Genomic DNA, 20296 nt, shown 5'->3' with positions numbered 1-20296 from the left:
GTGACGCCCAGATCGGATTTGCGCGAGATCGCCACATGGCGCACCTCGGCTTTCGGGACTGGCACCTGCTAGTATAACGCGCCAGCGACGTGATACGGGTAAGAGATGAGTCGAGAGGATCGGCAGATGACAACAGGAGCTGGACAGCAGTGCTCCGATGAGAAGGAGCGTCTTGTCGCACTGATCCAGGAACTGGCTGCCCTCGATGGCGTTTCCGGGCATGAGCAAGCAGTTGTCGCTCGACTCGTGGAACTGTTCCGTCCCTTTGCCGCAACGGTTGAGGTCGATTCGTTTGGGAACCTCGCTGCGTGGCTACCGTCACCGGTCGAGCGGCCGGTCCTGATGGTTTCCGCGCACTCCGATGAGATCGGTCTTGTGGTAAAAGGGATTGAGCCGAACGGATTTCTGCGTGTGGAAAAGATCGGCGGCGTCATCGACAGTCTCCTACCTGGGCGGCACGTTCGTGTGCGCGGGTATCGCGGGGTGATCGGCGTGCGTCCTGGACATCTCCAGAGTCCGGAGGAGCAACGGGCAGTTCCTCCACTGCGCGAAATCTATGTCGATCTCGGCTTCGACTCAGCAGAGGAAGTGAGAGCACTTGGCATCCGTCTTGGCGATCCGATCGCCTACGAGGAGCCAGTCGAGCGGTTGGCCAATCCGGATCGCATCAGTGGGAAAGCGTTGGACAACCGGGTCTCCTGCGCAGTGCTTGTCTTGCTGGCGGAGCGATTAGCTGGCGCAGCGCTGCGCTGCCGTCCAGTGTTGGTTGTGACGGTCCAGGAAGAAGTCGGCCTGCGTGGGGCGCAGATGGTCGCATTTCGTCTCTCTCCGGACGCAGCGATCGTGGTGGACACTGTTCCTGCTGGTGGGACGCCGGACACTGATTTCGTTAGAGATCTTGGAATTCGGATCGGTGGAGGGCCCGTGCTCGCTCTGGCGAGTGGGATGGGTGGAGTACGGGGGCATCTGGCACATCCTGGCATGCGCGACTTTCTCTTGCGGATTGCGGAGGAGCGTGGTATCGGAGTGCAACTTGCCCTCTTTCCACGCAGCACATCGGATGTTGCGGCCGTGCATCTCGCACGAGGCGGAATTCCGTCGATGGTGGTCAACATCGCGCGGCGGTATTCACACAGCCCGGTCGAGACGCTTGACCTCAACGACGTTCTGGCAACGATCGATCTTCTCGAGGCGGCTGTTCAAACGTTCGATTCAACGGTGTCCTTCGATTTCCTCGCTGGCCAAGGCGGTTAACCAAGCCTCGTGCTGCGCTGTCGAACTTGCTCATAGGCAAGGCGTAACCCATACAGGGTGAGGTCCGGCTCAACAGCCAGGAACTCCGGGACAAGTGGTGCAACGAGTGGGGCAAGACCACCCGTGGCAACGACCGGGGCTTCCTGACCGAGTTCCTCACGAATACGTCGGACAAGACCACGCACAAGTTCGGCGTATCCAAGGACCGTCCCGGCCTGGAGGCCCTCCCGGGTGCTCCGGCCGATGGCTCGGGACGGGGGCTCCAGGGCAACGGTGAACAACCGAGCCGCTCGCTGAGTCAGTGCTTCAAATGCGATTGTGATGCCCGGTGCGATAGCGCCACCGATGTATGCGCCCGTTGAATCAACGACATCGAAGGTGGTGCCCGTGCCGAAGTCGACGACGATCACAGGAGCACCGTAACGTTCGATTGCCCCGAGCGCGTTGCAGATTCGGTCCGCTCCAACCTCGGAAGGATTGTCAACTCGGAGTGGCAACCCGAGTTCCTGATTCCCATTGACAACAAGTGGTTCGATCGCAAGATGCCGCCGCGCGAGCTCAAGAAACACACTCGTCAAAGGTGGGACAACACTTGCGAGCGCGACTGCCTCAATGTTCTGAATGTCAAAGCCTTGGGTCTGGCTGAGAACGACAAGCTGCACCCACCATTCGTCAGGCATCCGGTCGCGGGCTGTGGCAAAACGCCAGCGCACGCACAGCTGAGTGCCTGCGAAGACTCCGATGACAATGTTCGTGTTTCCGACGTCGACTGCCAGAAGCACGGCGCGTACCCTTTCCTACGAGCTGAGGATGCGGGCGACCGCTCGTTCGCTGTTCCTGAGCGTACTGCAGGGCGAGTTCTCGTGCACGGTGCGCGCGATGAAGCGTGCGTGCTCGACGAGGAGCGGGAACGATGGCGGAACAACACCAATTATCCCGAAGCGGCCAAGTCGAGCGGCTTCGGGCAGAACCAATCGAGGGTCTGCGCAATGAAGTCAATCTCTTGGGGACATTGCTCGGAGATGTACTTCGTGAGCAGGGCGGACCAAGACTCTACGAGATTGTCGAACGAGCGCGGCAAGAAACGATCATCGCTCGTACCACTGGGAACGTTGCAGATCGTCTCCGAGCGCTCCTGGGGTGGATGGAGACTTTGCCTGACGAAGATCTCTTTGGTCTGGTCCGCGCCTTCGGGCTCTATTTCCACCTCATTAACCTTGCAGAGCAGCATCATCGGGTGCGGACGCTCCGGCAACGAGAACGAAATGAGCCGCCGCTGCATGAGTCGTTGGAAGCAGCGCTGTTGACGTTGCGAGAACGACGCATTGAGCCTGAACGGGTCGCGCGGATTCTGGGTGAACTTTTGGTCTTTCCCGTCTTTACGGCACACCCGTCTGAGCCGCGTCGGCGAACTGTGTTACAGCGGCTCGCGGCACTCGCGCCACTGATCCAGCAGTTGGACGATGTGCGTCTGGCGCCGCGCGAGCGTGAGTGGTTGCTGGACCGGATCCGGGAGGAGATCACGCTGCTCTGGCAGACGGCCGAGACCCGAGTGGCGCGACCGACGCCGCTTGACGAGGTTCGGAGCAACATTGCGATCCTCACTGGCTCGGTCTACGAGGTGGTTCCACTTCTGCGTCGTGCCTTGCGACGCGCATTGGCCCGCTCGTACCCCGAGCTGCTGGAGCGTCCTTGGCCTTTGCCGATACGACTTGGCACCTGGGTCGGTGGCGATCGTGACGGCAATCCGGCAGTGACTGCAGCGGTGACTGAAGCAACGGCACGTCTACTGCGTGAGGCGATTCTGCGCCGGTATCGTGAGGAAGTGGTCGAACTCCGCCGGGCACTGAGTATTTCGGCTCGGCTGCGATCGATCACACCGGAGCTCACCGCGGTTATTGAGCGCGAGCGAGAAGCACTCGGGTTGACTCCGGTGCGAGCCTGGGCTGACGAGCCGTACCGGCGAATCCTTGGCCTCATCGAGGAACGCTTGCGTCGAACAGACGTTGGAGAGGAGGGAGGATATACCTCGCCGGAGGAGCTCCTGGGACATCTGCAACTTGTCGCGGATTCCTTGCGCCGGAACGGTGGAAAGCGGATCGCGGACGGACGAGTGGCGGATTTGGTCGCTCGCGTCGAGGTGTTCGGTTTCCATCTCGCCGAGTTGGAGATCCGACAGGATGCAGCCCGGCATCGAGAAGCGCTCGCCGAGCTATTTGGGCTTTCTGGTCAGGTGGGTTTCAGTGAGCGAAGTCCAGAGGAACGTCTGGCGCTGGTGCTGGCTCGACTCCGTGCTGACCCGTTTGGTTTTCCACGCGGCGCGCTTTCCCCGGAGGCACGAGAAGTGCTTGACACATTCGATGCGGTAGCGCGGATCCAACGCTTCAACGGCCAACGTGCCTGTCATACGGTCATCGTGTCAATGACGGCCGAGCCGGCCGACGTTCTGGGGACGTTTGTGCTCGCGCGGGAGGCTGGGCTCTGCGGGGTGGGCACTGGCGGAAGGCAGGCATGGTCACGAATTGATGTCGTACCCCTCTTTGAGCAGATCGCAGAACTTGATCGCTGCCACAAGATTCTGGCACAGCTACTCGATATTCCGGAGTATCGGGCGCTGATTGCTTCCAGAGGCTCTGTCCAAGAAGTCATGGTCGGATATTCCGATAGTAACAAGGATGGTGGATACGTTTCCTCGAACTGGCGAATCTATCAAGCACAACAGCGCCTAGCAGAAGTTGCAGCGACATACAAGGTACGCTTGCAAATCTTCCACGGACGGGGAGGTGCGATTGGACGCGGTGGCGGCCCGATGGGACGGGCGATCTGGGCGCGACCGGCGGCGGCGCGCACGCCGCTCCTGAAGGTCACGGAGCAAGGCGAGGTGATCTTCGGACGGTACAACGATCCGGCGATTGCTCTCCGTCACTGGGAGCAAATGATGCATGCACTGCTCGTCTCGAGCTCAACCGAACATGAGCCCAATATTTCGCCAGAGTGGATCGAGTTGATGACTGCCTTGGCGGACTGGTCGCAGCAGGCATATGAGGAGCTCGTAAAAGTCGGTAACGTGTTTGTGTCCTATTTTACGATGGCGACACCCTTTCCCGAACTGGCCAGTCTGAACTTGGCGTCTCGCCCGGTTGCTCGGCGAACGGGAGCGCATGGAGTGATACAGTTCGCTGACCTTCGTGCCATCCCGTGGGTTTTCAGTTGGACCCAGACGCGTGTCAACCTTCCTGGTTGGTATGGCCTGGGAACAGCGCTCGAACGAGCGTTCGCATTCGGGGCGCAGGAAACACTTCAAGCGATGTATCGGCGATGGCCGTTCTTCGAGATGCTGGTTGATAACGCGCAAATCAGTTTGGCGACGGCTGAAATGGCAATCGCTGAGTTGTATGCGTCGCTGGCAAATAACGTCGCTGATGTCTTCACACGTATCCTGGACGAGCACAGCCGCACAGTGCGAATGGTGTTGGCGGTCACTGGTCAGCATGATCTCCTGGAGCGGTCGCCGATCCTTGCCCGACTGGTCAAGCTCCGCAACCCTTATGTTGATGTGCTCCATCTCTGCCAGATTGTGCTGCTGCGGCGCTACCGAAGGACAGAACAGGAGTCTCCTGAACGGCGGGCTCGCCTGCTGGATGCAATCCATCACAGTATCAACGCGATTGCGGCAGGACTACAGACGACTGGCTGAGTGGCTCCGGTGGCGAGAGAAGCAGTCGCTCCAGCTCTTCGCGCGCCAGTGGATCTATCTCGCGGTCATGAGCTCGCCGGAGCACTGGTTCGCTGAGGGCGAAGTCGATCCGCGCCATGGCCCAAGCGGCGTGGCTGCGCACGAGCGGTTGGTCATGACCAAGAACAGCTTCTTCGAGAGTCTCCAGGTGGCGAGCGTCGCCGACGTTGCCGAGGGCCACGGCAGCATTCCGCGCAAGCCCCGCGCGTTTTGCCCGCAGAACCGGTCGTCCACGATAGACACTCCGGAACTCCTCTTCAGTCATCCGGAGCAACCATTCGAGTGATGGGTAACAGTGCTCCAGCCGCTCAGGACGGACAACCTCCTCGTCCGTGGGTTGCGCCGCGGCAGTGTACGGACAGACTTCCTGGCAAATATCGCACCCGAATACCCAATTGCCTATAAGCGGTCGCAATTCCCAGGGAATCGGGCCCCGGTGTTCAATCGTCAGGTAGGAGATGCAGCGAGGCGCATAGAGCGCGTAAGGACCGACAAATGCACCGGTGGGACAGGCGTCCAGACATCGGCGACACCGCCCGCAGCGGGGGCGAAGTGGCTCATCGGGCTCGAGGTCGATGTCGACCACAAGCTCAGCAAGTAGGACCCACGAGCCGTGATGTGGGACGATGACCATGGTGTTCTTCCCCTGCCAGCCGAGTCCAGCGCGGACGGCAACCTCGCGGTCGACGATCCGTGCAGTGTCCACCAGATAGCGAGCCTCGATCCGCCGTCCCAGTCGTGCTTCCAGCAGCTGATGGAGTCGTTGCAGCCGATGGCGAAGGACGCGATGATAGTCGAGCCCCCATGCATAGCGTGCGATGCGACCGCGGACGATGCCATCGTCCGGTGGTTGGATGTCAGGAAGCCAATAGGGAAGCCCAACACTGATAATGCTCCGTGCGGTGCGGTGAAGATTGCGCGGATCTGCGGCGACTTCGGCACGCTGCTCGTTGAACCACTCCATGCCCTGGAGAAATCCCGTGCGGATCCGTGCACGCAGCAGGTCGGCAAGGCCGGGAAACGGCTCGGCCGTGGTCACCGCGACCAGCGTGAGCCCTGCCTCACGGGCAAGGGCACGAAGTTCGTCGCGTGTCAGGTGCATGATCGAGCCTCTCGTAAGAAGGCGGTGATTTCGTCCCGACTGGGGAGGGCGGCACGCGCTCCGACTGCGCGAGTGGCAAGCGCCCCCATCGCGTTGGCCAAGCGCCCAATCTTGGGTAGCGGCATCCGGAGGAGCAAACCGTAAACCACGCCAGCGGCGAACGCGTCTCCGGCCCCGGTTGAATCAACCGCAGTCACCTCGAAGGCTGGCACCTGCACGATGTCCCGCCTTGTCACAAGCACGGAGCCATCGCGACCGCGGCTGATTGCTGCGATCCGTGTTGCACCGAGTGGCATGGTTTCTTGAAGCCGCTCGACCGCGGTTTCGAGGTCGTCGAGGCCAAGAATTGCCCGGAGTTCGACCTCGTTCCCAACGAGCACATCGTGTTGCAACGCCAGTTGCAGGCTGCGCTCGGGTGGAAGCTCGGCCAGGTGTGTCAGTGTCCCAACAAGCCGCACACGGGGAGCGAAATGTGCAGGGAGATCGACGAGAAACTGACGGAGCTCGGTATCATCGACATCGATGACCACGAGCGGTGCGCCGAGGATCCGGTCAAGTGGCAGAGGATCGCCCATCCGTAGGCGCGCGCCGGGGAACTGAAGAATTGTTCGTTCAGGGCCTGGTGTCACCAGAATGGTGCAACGATCGGTTAGGGCTCCTGCTGGGGGTGGTACCAGGTGCACATCGAGACCCTCTTGCTGGAGCTCGCGCAAGAGCTGCAGTCCGAGAGCATCGTCTCCCACTGTTGTGACAAAGAGGGTTGAGACACCAAGGCGGGCAAGCGCAACAGCGATGTTCGCAGCGGTGCCACCGCCAGCTTCAAACTGTGCGGTGACGGTTGCACCAAGACCTTCCTGGAGATGTCGGTCGGGCACAAGGAACTGGTCCCACGACGTGGGGCCGAGGACGGCGACAGCAGGTTGCGGGCGGTTCGCCGTCTCGTTGCGCACGAGGAACCCCTCGTGATCTCAGTCCCCAACAATGGGGATACTGATTTGGCGTCGAGTATGCTGCTCCGTGCCGGATCGCCGCTCAGCGAGGATCTGCTCGATCTCCTCTTTCAACGCAGGGACGATCTCATGCTCCTCGACGCGGCGGACGATCTTCCCTTTACGGAAGATTACTCCTTTGCCACGTCCGGCTGCGACACCGACATCCGAATCCCGTGCCTCACCTGGTCCGTTGACGACGCAGCCCATAACAGCGACCTTGATGGGTTCCTGAATCGTCCGCAGGTACTCGTCGATCTCGTTGGCCAACCGGAAGAGATCAACTTCTACGCGCCCACACGTTGGGCATGCGACGAGCGTTGCGCCGCGCTCGCGAAGCCCCAAGCTCTTCAAGATCTCATAGGCTACCCAAACTTCCTCGACTGGATCGGTCGTCAGCGATATACGGATGGTGTCGCCAATACCCTCTTGAAGCAGCGTGCCGATCCCTATCGCTGAGCGGATAGCACCAGCCTTGGGAGTGCCTGCTTCGGTCACACCGAGGTGCAGTGGATAGTCATTCAGTTTCGCCATCCGTCGGTAGGCCTCGATCATAACAGGCACTTCAAATGCCTTAAGGGAAATCACAATGTCTCCGAAGTCGAGGTCCTCCAGAATTTTCACATGGCTAAGTGCCGTGCGCACCATATGCTCGGCGATCAGCTCGGTCTGGGTTGCTCCCTGTGCTGCCATCTCATCAACGAACTCGCGGGTCATCGGCGGGAGGGAGCCGAAATTGACGCCGATGCGGATTGGAACACCCCTCTCCTTTGCCTTTTGGACAACCTCACGGACTTCTTCCGGCTTGCGGATGTTGCCGGGATTGAGGCGCAACTTCTGCACACCGGCCTCGAGTGCCTTGAGAGCGAGCGTGTGCTCGAAATGGATATCCGCAACAACCGGGATCGGGGAACGCGGGACAATCTCGGCCAGGGCGGCTGCTGCGACGCGATCCGGCACTGCCACGCGCACGATCTCACAGCCCGCATCCGCGAGCTCGTGAATCTGTCGGAGCGTCGCCTGCGGATCACGGGTATCGGTCGTCGTCATAGATTGGACGACGATCGGGGCATCGCCACCGATCTGGACATCACCGACCCAGACTGGTCGAGTCTTGCGGCGCTGATAGGCCATCGTACTTGGTCTCCTCCTAACCTGGCGCTTGGAGCGCCCTGAGCCCTATCATATCAAGTGTGCACGATCCGCTTCTTGGGTGTCGATTGCGCCTTACCGCAGAAGCGACTCGCCACTGAGCAACCGGCCAATATCGACGAAGGCGACGATGAACATCAGGGTCAACAGGATTGCGAAGCCGATGAGGTGAATCAGGCCTTCTTTCTCGGGTGGAATGCGGCGGCCACGAATCGTTTCGACTAGGACGAAGAACAAGCGCCCGCCGTCCAACGCGGGGAAGGGAACCAGGTTCAGGATTGCGAGGTTCACGGACAACAGTGCTGTGAGATGCCCTAGCGTCACCCAGGCTGGCTCGGGGCTAAGCTGGAGAATTTCTGATGTTAACTGGCCCATACCGATCGGGCCGGCGATGTCGGTGAGCGATGCTTCCCCGCGGATGAGCATGAGAAGTCCCTGCACCATCTGCGCCACAAGCACAACAGTTTGGACAGCGCCATCAAGCGGAACACGCCACAGTGGAACGCGTGCCGTGACAAGTGTCGGGCGAATCGTCATGCCAAGGTTGGGTGATTCTCCGGCTGACTTTGGAGGGACAGCGAGCTGGAGCGTCGTCGTTTGCCCTTCTCGTTCGATGGTCAGTTCGACGGTTTGCCCAGCGTTTTGCTCCAGGAGAAGGGAGTAGATTGCCGCGTCTTCGATGGGATACATGCCGATACGGACAAGGCGATCTCCCGGCCGAATGCCCGCTATCGCGGCGGGCGAGCCAGTTTGAACGAATTCAACGGTGAGTCGTGCTGCTGGCTCCAGAAGGACGCGGATTCCCATGCGTCCTTGGCCGGGAGGGGGATTGTCGCGTGGCACAACGGTTGTTTCGATTTGCTCTGTTCCGCGCAGGAGTGTCACGCGGAGCGGACGCCCGGCAGCCTGTTCCGTCCGTTCGACGAGTTGGCTTGCATCACGCACGGGCTGACCGTCGAGCGCAACAATACGGTCTCCCGGTTGCCATCCGGCTGCAGCGGCAGGGGAATTGGCGACAACCTCCGCGACGTAGAGATGGAACTGTGGCTGGCCACGGAAGCCGACAAGGAGCATCATGACGAGGAAGGCGAGAAGAAGGTTCATCAATGCACCAGCGCCAAAGAAGATGGCGCGTTGCCAGCGCGGTTTGTTTTGGAGGCTGTCAGGTTCATCGGCTCGGCTGTCTTCGCCGACGACACGGACGAATCCGCCAAGCGGGATAGCATTGAAGGAATAGAGAACCCCACCTCGGCGAATACCGAAGAGACGCGGCGGGAGACCGATACCGAACTCGAGGACGCGAATTCCAAAGAGGCGGGCGGCGAGGAAGTGGCCGAGTTCATGAACCAAAATGAGGACCGCGAGGATAGGAACAATGTACAGGGCTTGCATCGTTGCTCGCCTTCTCGAGCCGGGAATCCCGGCCTGACCGACTAACTGTAACGAGTCACCGTGTCCCTCGTCAAACTGAAACGTGTCGATCGCTCGACCCTGTAGAGAGGAACCGTCGAACGCGAGGTAGGTATTGTTTCGGTGTGTCGTTCAGTTCGCTGAACACTCGCCGCCAAAGAGTGATCTAGCGCTCCTGCCGCGGAGATGCCGGTTGTGCGTCCACCAGATGGAGATGTGGCGACCCCGGGGTGACGCCTCGCCCGGCCACTGCGAAAGAAGAGCCGGTACGGGGGCGCGGCGTGGTTCGTGATCTGATCACCTGTGTAGCTCGTCTTGTGGACGAGAAGTGTCTTCGGCGACAATAAGCGCCGTCCTGCCGGAAGGTGTGGCATGGGACGGCAGGGCGGCGTGAACGGCATGGATGGATGGGAGGTTTCACTTTGATCATCGGAATTCCCCGAGAGATCAAGCCGCGTGAGTACCGAGTTGCCCAACCCCCGCATGGTGTTCGCGAGCTCGTCCGACATGGACACACGGTGCTCGTCGAACGGGGTGCTGGCGTTGGGAGCGGTTTCAACGACGCAGCCTATGTCGCTGCAGGAGCGACGCTAGTAGACGATGCAGCAACGGTGTGGTCGGAAGCGGAGCTCGTTGTCAAAGTGAAGGAGCCGATGGAGGCGGAGTACCCGTTCCTGCGCCCTGGTCTCATACTCTTCACGTTTCTCCATCTTGCTGCCAACGAAGCGTTGACACGAGTTCTTCTAGAACGAGAAGTAACGGCAATTGCATATGAGACGGTACAGTCACCTGATGGATCACTGCCCTTGTTGGCACCGATGAGCGAGGTCGCGGGGCGTTTGGCCGTTCAGGTTGGCGCCTATTATTTGATGGAACCGTATGGAGGCTGTGGGGTCCTCCTCGGTGGTGTACCGGGAGTCGCGCCAGGGCGAGTGGTCATTCTGGGTGGGGGGACTGTTGGGACGAATGCAGCGCAAGTGGCTCTTGGGCTCGGCGCCGATGTTATTCTGTTCGACATCAACATCGAGCGTTTACGGTATCTGGAGCAGATCCTGCATGGTCGTTTTCAGACACGCATGTCGAGTGAACAAGTGATTGCCGAGACGATCCGCGGAGCGGATCTCGTCATTGGGGCCGTCTTGATTCCAGGAGCGCGAGCGCCCAAACTGATCACCCGTGAGATGGTGGCGGTGATGCGCCGGGGGAGCGTCATCGTGGATGTGTCGATCGACCAAGGTGGTTGTGTGGAGACAGCGCGACCGACGACACATGACGCACCGGTCTATGAAGTTGACGGGATACTGCATTACATGGTGACCAACATGCCCGGGGCTGTGCCGCGGACAAGTACGCTCGCGCTCAGTAATGTGACCTTGCACTACTTGCTGAAGCTGGCAGATCTGGGGTTCACTGCTGCCGTCAAGCGCGACCCAGCGCTGGCGAAAGGCGTTAATGTGTTTAGAGGAAGGATCACGCATCCTTCCGTGGCCGAGGCATTGAGCTTACCGTTCGTGCCGCTCGAACAGTTGCTCTAGATGGCACGAAGGTAAGGTATCGTGTTTTTCGGTCGTGCATGCGGGAGAGTGGAGGCAGGACTGATGCAGACTGCGATTGAACAGTTCCTTGCTGGATTGGTGCGTGAGCGGGGACTCTCGCCGAATACTGTGGCGGCCTATCGCAATGACCTGGAGCAATTGACCGCATATCTACAGGAACAAGAGGGGATACGTGAATGGAGTGCATTGAGAAGTGACCACCTGAGCGCGTTTCTGGACTATCTTAGGCAGCGGCAGTACGCGGATACGACAACCGCCCGCAAGCTTGCGGCGATTAAGTCATTCTGTCAGTACCTCGTCCGAAGTAGAACTCTTCCCGAAAATCCTGCTCATGGATTACCGGCACCACGGGCCGGTCGCTTCACGCCTCATGCGATTAGTCCTCAGGAGATCCAGCAGTTAATCCAAGCGGCTTCAGCTGATCGTTCCCCCGAGGGTTTGCGGGACCGAGCGATGCTCGTCACCCTGGCAACGACTGGTCTGCGCGTGAGTGAACTGACCGCGTTGGACTTGTCAGATGTTGATCTGAACCACGGACAATTGATTGTCCGCCGGCCGAACGGCCGCGAGCGGCGTGTTCCGCTAGTGCGCGACGCGATTGAAGCGCTCCGTGATTACCTCGAGTATGGCCGGCCAGTCTTTGGGCCAACCAAATTCGAACAGGCCCTCTTTCTCAATCATCGTGGCACACGCTTGACGCGACAGGGCTTCTGGTTGATCTTGAAGGGCTACGCCGACGCCGTGGGGTTGCCAGAGGTGACCCCCCACACCCTGCGGCATTCCTTTGCTGTCCAGGCGCTCGCGAACGGCTGGGAGCTCCGCGACGTGCAGCGGATTCTTGGGCATGTGAGCCCGGCCACGACTTTGGTCTATCGCCGGCTTGTTGAACGAGTACTGCAGAGCGATGGGCGGGTTCCAGCAGGGCCGGAGTGCTACCATCAAGAGGTGAAGATGGGGGCAGCTATGAGCCCTGTCGGTGACGCCTGAGACGGCATGTCCGAGCCAGGGCAGCCCCTCGTCCGCGACGAGGGGCTGTGCGTGTCTGCGAGAGAGGATCGACGCGATGGAAGCCGGTCGGGCATCGACGGTTCGTCTGGAAACGATCGTCTCATTGGCGAAGCGGCGTGGCTTTGTCTATCCCGGGAGCGAGATCTATGGTGGTCTCGCCAACACTTGGGATTTCGGACCGCTTGGTGCCGAACTTAAGCGCAATCTTAAGAATGCTTGGTGGGAGTTCTTTATCCAGCGTCGTGAGGACATGCTCGGCTTGGATGGTGGCATTCTTTTGCATCCGCGTGTCTGGGAGGCTTCTGGACATGTAGAAGAGTTCAACGATCCGCTAGTTGACTGCCGCCGCTGCAAAAGCCGGTTCCGCGCTGACACGCTCATCGAAGAAAAGCTGGAGCGTTCCTCCGAAGGACTGTCCATCGAGGACATGACCCGCATCATTCAGGAATCGAATCTTGCTTGTCCGGTTTGCGGAGCACGTGACTGGACGCCCGTGCGCAAGTTCAACTTAATGTTCCGGACGTTCATTGGGCCGGTAGAGGAGCAATCGACGCTGGTGTACTTGCGCCCGGAAACTGCGCAGGCGATCTTTATCAACTTTAAACAAGTCGTCCAAACCAGCCGCGTGAAGATTCCGTTCGGAATCGGGCAGGTCGGGAAGGCCTTCCGGAACGAGATCACTCCGGGGAACTTCATCTTCCGGTTGCTCGAGTTCGAGCAGATGGAAATTGAGTACTTCATCCGACCAGAGACCTGGGAGGAGTACTTCGATCACTGGTTGAACGAGATGGCCCGTTTCTTACGTTGGATCGGCTTCAAACCGGACCGTCTCCGAACGCGCGAACATGGACCCCAGGAGCTGTCACACTACTCGAAGAAAACGATCGATTTCGAGTATCTCTTCCCCTTTGGTTGGAAGGAGTTGTGTGGTCTGGCCTATCGGACGGATTACGACCTCCGGCGACATCAGGAGTACAGTGGTGAGGATCTGACGTATTTCGATCAGGAACGGAATGAGCGGTTCATCCCGCACGTGATCGAGCCAACAATGGGTGTCGAGCGGTTGCTGCTGGCGCTCCTCTGTGACGCCTATGACGAAGAGCCAGCCGTCGATGTGAACGGAAACCCCTACACACGAGTCGTTCTGCGTTTCAACCCACGGATCGCACCCTACAAGGCCGCAGTCTTGCCGCTGATGCGTAAGCCGGAACTTGTGGAGGTGGCTCGCGAGGTGGCACGGGAGCTTCGCCAGCACGGCCGCATTGAGTACGACGAGACTCAGAGTATCGGGCGACGATATCGTCGCCAGGACGAGATCGGTACGCCCTACTGCATCACCATCGACTATCAGACGCTGGACGACCGGACAGTTACCATCCGTGATCGAGATACCATGCAGCAAGTCCGGGTGCCGATCGATCGGCTAAATGTGGAACTCGCGGAGCGTTTGCAGTCTGCGTAACTAGTCAAGTAGATCATCGTCGGGTTGACCAAGCAATTCGTCGAGAAGGCGCTGGAGTTCTTCCAGGGTGGAGTAATGGATGATCAAACGTCCGCCGCGCGCGCCCCTGCGGAGTTCGACCTTCGTTCGGAGACGGCGCTGCAGTTCTTGGGTCGCCCGTTCGAACTCGAGCGGTACGTTGGTCGTAGATCGACGATGTGATTGTGGGCGTGTCGACCAACGGCGGACGAGATCCTCGGTTTGGCGTACTGTAAGCCCCCGGTCACGGATCAAGCGCAGTGCCTCGAGCTGAGCGGAGGCATCTGGCAAAGACAGGAGTGCTCGAGCGTGTCCCTCGCTGATTTCTCCGGAAGCCAAGGCGCGCTGGATTGGCGCTGGGGCATCGAGCAGGCGGAGCGTGTTGGCAACAGCAGAGCGGCTCTTTCCCACACGCTCGGCTACTTCGCTTTGGGTGAGACCGAACTCCTCGATCAGAGTACGGTAGGCAAGGGCGGTCTCAAGCGGCGAAAGATCAGCACGCTGAAGGTTTTCAACCAAAGCGATCTCGACGGCTTCCCGTGGGGACAGCTCGCGGATGATCGCTGGGATGACGGTGAGCCCTGCCAGTCGTGCGGCGCGCCAACGTCGCTCCCCTGCGACGATCTGGTAGGACGGTCTGCTGCCAGTACGAGCGACGATGATCGGCTGGACGACGCCGTGCTGGCGGATCGACTCCGCCAGCTCCTGCAGGTCTTCATCTCCGAACCATTGTCTGGGCTGCCGCGGGTTGGGCGTGATCTCCTCGATCGCGATTTCCTGGATAACATCAGTGCTCACGGCGGTGGTTTGAGGGATCAGCGCATCCAGTCCGCGTCCAAGACCGCTTCGTCGTGCCATGTGCCCCAACCATCCACTGTACTGGATCGAGTCTAGCACGGCGGTGAGTGGGTACCGATCTCGGGAGTATGCCTCGTGTGGATGATTGAGCTTCTGGCTCTTGTCCTGCTCGGTGCTGCCGCCCGCGCAATGGCCGAGGCTGGAGTTCGCTCAGCTTGGGCCCGTTGGGTGATTCATGGCGCGGTCCTTGGTGTCGGTTCGCTGTCTCTTGGTCTTGGTGCGCTGGCATTCCTGACCGGTGAACCACGATTGGCTGCCAGAGCCAGCGGTGCAGGCATCGGTCTCCTCCTTGCCTGGTGGCCGTCGTATCGTCGTCTCTGGGCGCGGTGGATAGCGATCAATCCGACATCGCTGCTTGACGCAATGGGACTGGCTGTCATACAAGGGACAATTGGCTTCTTCGTCGGGACCCTACTTCAGCCAGGCACAATTCCGAGCCTTGAGGTCAGCAAGGAGCAACTGCTTGGGCAGGCGTTGGCCGAAGTGGCACTAGCATTCGTCCTGATCGGCTTTCCTTTTTCACGGCAGTGGCAAAGCGCGGTCGATCGACTGGGCTTGCGCTGGCCGTCTCGTCGTGATCTTCTCGGAGCAGTGCTCTTCACTGCGGGGATGTTCGGCCTTTCGTTGCTGACGGGGCTTCTGGCTGGGCTGCTGCAACCGGGTGTCGTGGCACGGATCGAGGAGCGCATGTTACCGGTGACCACCGAGTTTGGCTCACCAGCCTGGGCTCTGGCTCTGGGAATCTTGGCTGGTGTTGGTGAGGAGCTCCTCTTCCGGGGCGCGGTACAACCCCGCTATGGGCTGCTGCTCACGGCTCTCTTGTTCACGGTAGTGCACGTGCAGTACGAGCTTTCAATCGTCACGCTTGGCGTCTTTGCCTTGGCGATCCTCCTCGGGATTGAGCGGCGCCGGCTGGGAACAAGCGCGTGTATCGTGACCCACGCGCTCTATGATGCGATTGCCGTTCTTCTCCAAAATGCGCTTCGGTAAGGAGTTCAGCTGGTGACGGGGAACTGTGCCCAGGTGCCGTCGTCAAAGAGGACGTAGACAAAACCGCGGTCGCTTTGGATCATGGTCCCTTGCTCGAAGTTCTGGATACGCGCTCCAGTTGGCATGACGTGAATCTCGGACTCGGTCGCATATCCGAGGGAGTCAGCCAAGGTAAGCGCTTCCCATACCTGGCCAAACGTTCCACCGGGGAGCCAGAGGTTGGGCTCGACTGAGCGGAACTCGAGCGGTGGGTCGACTGGGGCTGGCTCAGGCACACTCTTCCACGTACCGGTGGCTTCAAGGACGTACACAGTAAGCGTGTCAAAGCGCTCGACCATTAATCCCCGCTGGAAAGCGAGCTCCGCGGCATTAACGACCAATGCCGGAGAGACGGGTGCCCCGAGCTTTTTCTGTACTGCTTGATCAGCCCAGTAAATCCGGCCGAAGGCTCCTGTGACTGGAATCGGTTCGGGGGTCGTCGGCGTGGGCGAGAGAGCTGGTGTCGGAGTTGGCTCCGGAGCAGGAGTCGGAGGGACTGGCGTTGGTGTTGGAAGTGGTGTCGGAGTTGGACTCGCCACCGCAACCGCTGTTGGCGCCGGTTGCGGGGCCGGAGGCGGAGAAACTGACGGTTGCGACGAATTCGACGATGGGGAAGGGGTAGGTGGCGGTACGGACGAGACGGGGGTGCTGGCCGTTTGCGGGGTGGGGCTCGACTCGGTGATCGCAGGAGCACTGGGCGTTAGAGATGGTCCCGGTTGTGGAGCAACAGGGGTGAGGCCAGGCGTCTCAATCGCATGAACAATGGCGCTGGAGGTTCGGAAGGTCAGTGTATAGGTCAGACCGAGCCGATGTCCCCAACGATCTTCGGCATTTGGAAGGATTGCAATGTGATAGACGGTATCTGGCAGGAGTGCCACCCGACGCTCGCTATCAGCTCCAATAATCAGCTTTGTTCCTTCCCAGCTGATGGGTAGGCGCTCACGCTCACCGGGCGGGGAGATGCGGAGGTTCTGCGTCACCGATTCCTTGTTCATCGGCTTGGAAAAAACGATCTCGATCGGCTGATAGATTGGCCATCGTTGAGTGGTACCGGCTGCTGGGCGTGACTCGAGGATGCGTGGAGGCTGCGTACGCTGCAGTCCAATACTTGCGGAGAGTACGAGGGCGAGGACAATCACGACACTCAACGCCGTCGTTGTCACAGCAAGACGAAAGCGGTGACTGCGCCGCTGTTCGCGTTCTGTCTCTGCCAGCCGCTGCCAGAGTTGGCGTTGGAGCTGTCGCGGGGGTGGCGGGGTGGGTGGAAGACGACGCAAACGTTCGCGGAGACTTTGGTACTCTTGGAGGCGGCGCTGGCAATCTGGGCAGATGGCCAGATGTGCAAACAGTCGCTGTCGTTCCTCGTCCGACAGTTCGCCGTCGAGGTAGGCGGAGAGTAGGGGCCGGTAGAAACGACAGCTCCGCGAGCCCATTAGGTCGATGATGCCTCCATCTCATGGTAGAGGCGGCGAAATTCCTCACGAGCCCGAAACAGTAGCGACTTGGCGGCCGATCGCGAAATCCCCAGCAATTCCGCAATCTCGTCGCTCGAATACCCCTCGTACTCCCGGAGGATGAGCGCGGCTCGATAGCGTGGTTGCAATTGCTGTAAAACGCGCGTGACGACATCTTGCGTTTCAGTCTGCATCAACGCTCGTTCCGGATCGGTGCCGTTTGCACGAAGTGAGACCCCTTGCCAAGGGACGAGCTGATCCAAGCGCAACCAGCGTAGTCGATTGCGTCGGCGAAGCGTATCTAAGCAAACGTTGGCAGCAATACGACGTAACCAAGCACCCAGGTTTAAGTCGTCACTCGTCTGGGGAAGCGCTTTGTATGCTCGAAGAAAACACTCCTGAGTCAGGTCATTGGCATCCTCCGCATTCCCAACCATGCGGTAGATAAATTGATAGATCGTGCGCTCGTACTTCTGATAAAGCAAGGTAAACGCTTCTTCATCGCCCGCCTTGGCTCGGGCGATGCACCCTATCTCATCTGCCGCGGACAGCGCAAAGGTGCCCGACATTCCCTGTCCTCCCATGTCTATAACGAGCGACGGCTCGTCCGGATGCGGTGTACTCACGGCAGCGCTCCTGACGTGCCGATCGTACATGGTGCACCGTCGGCTGTCAATTCGGTGTGGGCTTGTCAGGGTCTTGTTTGTCAGCTATCACCCCACAATCTTGCCGATCCGACGTGTCCAATGGTCTCTCCACCTGTTGGCCAGGCCTCTGCGCAGGACAAAGGAGCGCTGTCTGCATGGACTGTCCGTCCGCTACGGTTGTTACCCGTTGCGGCGACCGCACGAAGCTGCCGCGGGATCAGGGATATCCAACCGCACCGTCTCACAGCAAACCTGCCGTGTCGCGTTGTCTGTGCATCCGGAGCGGTGGAAGTCGATGAAGTGCTTCGGGGTACCTCGACGCTGCACGGATGATTTCACTGAGGCGAGGGCAGCATGTTGCTGTTGAAGGCGGAACTGCAGAAGCGAACGAACGCAACCCACCCACACAGTGGCTTTGCGAGGAGCGCTGGTCTGTTCATCTGCTGGGCACATAGGATGGTCTGACGCGATTGCACTTGTTACGGTGCTGAGGGTTTCCCTCTGCGAATTCATCCAGTTTTCAAACAGGCGAGAGCACTGCGCAGCTGCCCTGCAACCGCCTTTGGGTGGATGGATTCCGTACTGGTACCAATTCTTTGCGGGGGCGCAGCACAGACGAGAAGGCGCGCGAGTACACTCGTCAGGCGATAGGTGGGTATGGAACGAACAGGATTGGTGACGATGGCGCATCCGTTTCTCGAGCGATTGCAGCGAGGACCATTGCTTGCTGATGGGGCAATGGGCACACAGCTGTATGAACGGGGTGTACGACCCGAGCAATGCTTTGAGGCAATCAATCTGCGCGCCCCGGACTTGGTTGTGGCGATTCACCGCGACTACATTTTGGCAGGAGCGGAGCTTATCGAAACGAATTCGTTTGGAGCGAATCGGATGAAGCTCGAGTCGCACGGGCTGGGTGAACGTGTACGGGAGGTGAACCGACGGGCCGTCCGTCTCGCTCGCGAGGCAAGAGAGATTACCGGTATCCCCGTTCTCATCGCTGGAGCGGTCGGACCGAGTGGGCGGATTCTCGCCCCGATCGGTACCGTCGCACCGGAGACGATTCGTGACGTGTTTCGTGAGCAGATCGAGGCGTTGCTCGAAGGTGGTGTTGATCTCCTGATCTTTGAGACGTTCAGTCAGCTCGAAGAGCTGCGGCAAGCCATCCTCGCTGCCCGTGAGGTCAGTGACCTTCCGCTTGTCGCGCAGATGACTTTCGCCGCCGATGGGCGGACGATGGCTGGCCACACACCGGACGTGGTTGTGCAATCGCTTGCCGAGCTCGGGGTGGATGCCATTGGGGTGAACTGCAGTGTCGGCCCACGGCCGACGCTTGCCGTTCTCCGGGATATGGTAGCTGCAAACACGGGGAATATTCCGCTGTCCGCGATGCCGAATGCTGGGTGGCCGACTGTTTTGGGTGATCGAGTGATCTTCGGCTCCTCGCCAGAGTATTTTGCAGATTTCGCGCAAGAAGCCCTCGAGCTAGGGGTTCGGATCTTGGGAGGTTGCTGTGGCACAACGCCAAACCACATCGCCGCCATGCGGCGAGTCCTTGACACGCGGAGGGGCACCAGTGTTTCCAGTGGTGCAGCTATCCGCGTTGAAGAGCGTGTTCGGCCGGTGACTGTCCTGGCTCCGGAGGGGCCGACGCGACTCAAACAGAAGCTGGGACGGGAATTCATTATCAGTGTCGAGATTGATCCTCCGAAGGGACTGAATCCTCAGAAGGCGATTCATGGTGCCCGAATGTTGCGTCAGTCTGGGGTCGAGTTCATCAACGTCGCGGATAGCCCAATGGCCCGCGTGCGTTTGAGCGCCTTGGGGCTTTGCTACCTTTTGCAACACGAGGTCGGCATCGAGACGATTTTGCACCTGACGACACGCGACCGGAATCTGATGGGGCTCCAATCGGATTTGCTTGGTGCCCACGCGCTCGGGGTGCGTAACATTTTGGCTCTTACAGGTGATCCTCCGACCTTGGGTGACTATCCTCATGCCACTCCAGTCTTTGACGTGGACTCCATAGGACTGGTGCGGATCTTAACGAATTTCAATAATGGTATGGACGCCGGTGGGGCCTCGATCGGCCAGCAGGCGAGCTTCACCATCGGGGTGGCATGCGATCCGACACGCCCTGACCTTGAACGGGAGTTGGAGCGGCTCCATGCCAAGCTCGCTGCAGGGGCGCACTTTATCATGACACAGCCTGTCTTTGATCTGGACACGTGGTTGACCTTTATGCGGAAGTACGAGGAGCGCTACGGGCCGCTTGGCGTGCCAGTCTTGCTCGGTATCCTTCCACTACAGAGCTACCGACATGCAGTGTTTCTGCACAATGAAGTGCCTGGTATCACGTTGACGGAAGAAGCACTGGATCGGATGCGGCGGGCCGGTGCCAACGGGCGTGCCGAAGGGGTCGCGATGGCGCGTGAACTTGTCGCCAGGGCCTTGGAAGTGGTGGAGGGGATTTACATCATGCCATCGTTCGGTCGTTACGAGGTGGCGGTCGAAGTGGTAGAGGGATTGCCGCGGAAGCGAATTCGTGGCGTGACTTCCTGAGGCGCAACAGTTTGCTATACTGCCGAATGGCTGTCTTTCTGCGGCCGTTCTCGCAGTCG

Annotated in this window: 15 protein-coding genes; 7 read left to right on the top strand and 8 right to left on the bottom strand. The window is 59.8% G+C overall.

The window, feature by feature from the left end; translation table 11 throughout:
* Positions 1-126 precede the first annotated feature (126 nt).
* On the top strand, positions 127-1254 hold the full coding sequence (locus NET03_RS00215; RefSeq protein ID WP_252126873.1) for a M42 family metallopeptidase: 1128 nt from the start codon (positions 127-129) through the stop codon (positions 1252-1254).
* On the opposite strand, the gene NET03_RS00210 is transcribed toward NET03_RS00215, so the two are convergent.
* Positions 1251-2036, bottom strand: coding sequence for a type III pantothenate kinase (locus NET03_RS00210; protein ID WP_252126872.1), 786 nt, complete (start codon positions 2034-2036; stop codon positions 1251-1253). The two genes, NET03_RS00215 and NET03_RS00210, sit on opposite strands and share 4 nt — an antisense overlap.
* 131 nt (positions 2037-2167) lie before the next feature.
* Here NET03_RS00210 and ppc point away from each other — a divergent pair, with 131 nt between their 5' ends.
* Positions 2168-4951 carry a phosphoenolpyruvate carboxylase gene (gene ppc / locus NET03_RS00205; protein WP_252126871.1) on the top strand — a complete coding sequence of 928 codons (2784 nt, stop codon included), beginning with the start codon at positions 2168-2170 and terminating at the stop codon, positions 4949-4951.
* On the opposite strand, the gene queG is transcribed toward ppc, so the two are convergent.
* From queG to rseP, 4 genes are all read right to left on the bottom strand, one after another.
* A complete protein-coding gene (gene queG, locus NET03_RS00200) occupies positions 4914-6092 on the bottom strand; it encodes a tRNA epoxyqueuosine(34) reductase QueG (protein ID WP_252126870.1) in 1179 nt (392 codons plus the stop codon). The two genes, ppc and queG, sit on opposite strands and share 38 nt — an antisense overlap.
* The gene (locus NET03_RS00195; protein ID WP_252126869.1) at positions 6083-7042 is read right to left on the bottom strand and encodes a carbohydrate kinase family protein; all 960 of its coding nucleotides are present in this window, start codon (positions 7040-7042) and stop codon (positions 6083-6085) included. Before NET03_RS00195 ends, queG begins: the two co-directional genes overlap by 10 nt.
* An 18-nt stretch (positions 7043-7060) precedes the next feature.
* Positions 7061-8215, bottom strand: a complete 1155-nt coding sequence (gene ispG / locus NET03_RS00190) for a flavodoxin-dependent (E)-4-hydroxy-3-methylbut-2-enyl-diphosphate synthase (protein WP_252126868.1) — start codon at positions 8213-8215, stop codon at positions 7061-7063.
* A gap of 93 nt (positions 8216-8308) precedes the next feature.
* A complete protein-coding gene (gene rseP, locus NET03_RS00185) occupies positions 8309-9625 on the bottom strand; it encodes an RIP metalloprotease RseP (protein WP_252126867.1) in 1317 nt (438 codons plus the stop codon).
* A gap of 440 nt (positions 9626-10065) precedes the next feature.
* Between rseP and ald the strand changes: the two genes are divergently transcribed.
* From ald to NET03_RS00170, 3 genes are all read left to right on the top strand, one after another.
* Positions 10066-11178, top strand: coding sequence for an alanine dehydrogenase (gene ald, locus NET03_RS00180; RefSeq protein WP_353655760.1), 1113 nt, complete (start codon positions 10066-10068; stop codon positions 11176-11178).
* 63 nt (positions 11179-11241) lie between these two features.
* Complete coding sequence (locus NET03_RS00175) at positions 11242-12186, top strand: tyrosine-type recombinase/integrase (protein WP_252126865.1); 945 nt, start codon at positions 11242-11244, stop codon at positions 12184-12186.
* 76 nt (positions 12187-12262) lie between these two features.
* Positions 12263-13669, top strand: coding sequence for a glycine--tRNA ligase (locus tag NET03_RS00170; protein ID WP_252126864.1), 1407 nt, complete (start codon positions 12263-12265; stop codon positions 13667-13669).
* On the opposite strand, the gene NET03_RS00165 is transcribed toward NET03_RS00170, so the two are convergent.
* Positions 13670-14545, bottom strand: a complete 876-nt coding sequence (locus NET03_RS00165; protein WP_252126863.1) for a ParB/RepB/Spo0J family partition protein — start codon at positions 14543-14545, stop codon at positions 13670-13672.
* Positions 14546-14626: 81 nt separating this feature from the next.
* On the opposite strand from NET03_RS00165, the gene NET03_RS00160 reads away from it, so the two are divergent.
* Positions 14627-15535 carry a CPBP family intramembrane glutamic endopeptidase gene (locus NET03_RS00160; RefSeq protein ID WP_252126862.1) on the top strand — a complete coding sequence of 303 codons (909 nt, stop codon included), beginning with the start codon at positions 14627-14629 and terminating at the stop codon, positions 15533-15535.
* Between the two features lie 5 nt (positions 15536-15540).
* Here NET03_RS00160 and NET03_RS13425 read toward each other — a convergent pair whose 3' ends face one another.
* Positions 15541-17007 (bottom strand): zf-HC2 domain-containing protein, encoded by a 1467-nt coding sequence (locus NET03_RS13425; protein ID WP_286207003.1) that lies wholly within the window; start codon positions 17005-17007, stop codon positions 15541-15543.
* Complete coding sequence (locus NET03_RS00150) at positions 17007-17654, bottom strand: RNA polymerase sigma factor (protein ID WP_252126861.1); 648 nt, start codon at positions 17652-17654, stop codon at positions 17007-17009. The genes NET03_RS13425 and NET03_RS00150 overlap by 1 nt, the downstream gene beginning before the upstream one ends.
* Before the next feature lie 702 nt (positions 17655-18356).
* Between NET03_RS00150 and NET03_RS00145 the strand changes: the two genes are divergently transcribed.
* Complete coding sequence (locus NET03_RS00145) at positions 18357-20237, top strand: bifunctional homocysteine S-methyltransferase/methylenetetrahydrofolate reductase (RefSeq protein WP_252126860.1); 1881 nt, start codon at positions 18357-18359, stop codon at positions 20235-20237.
* Positions 20238-20296: the final 59 nt, after the last annotated feature.

Source organism: Thermomicrobium sp. CFH 73360, from assembly GCF_023806465.1.
Lineage (GTDB): Bacteria > Chloroflexota > Chloroflexia > Thermomicrobiales > Thermomicrobiaceae > Thermomicrobium.
The sequence above is the reverse complement of the archived record's forward strand: the minus strand, read 5'-3'. Positions and strand labels throughout refer to the sequence as shown.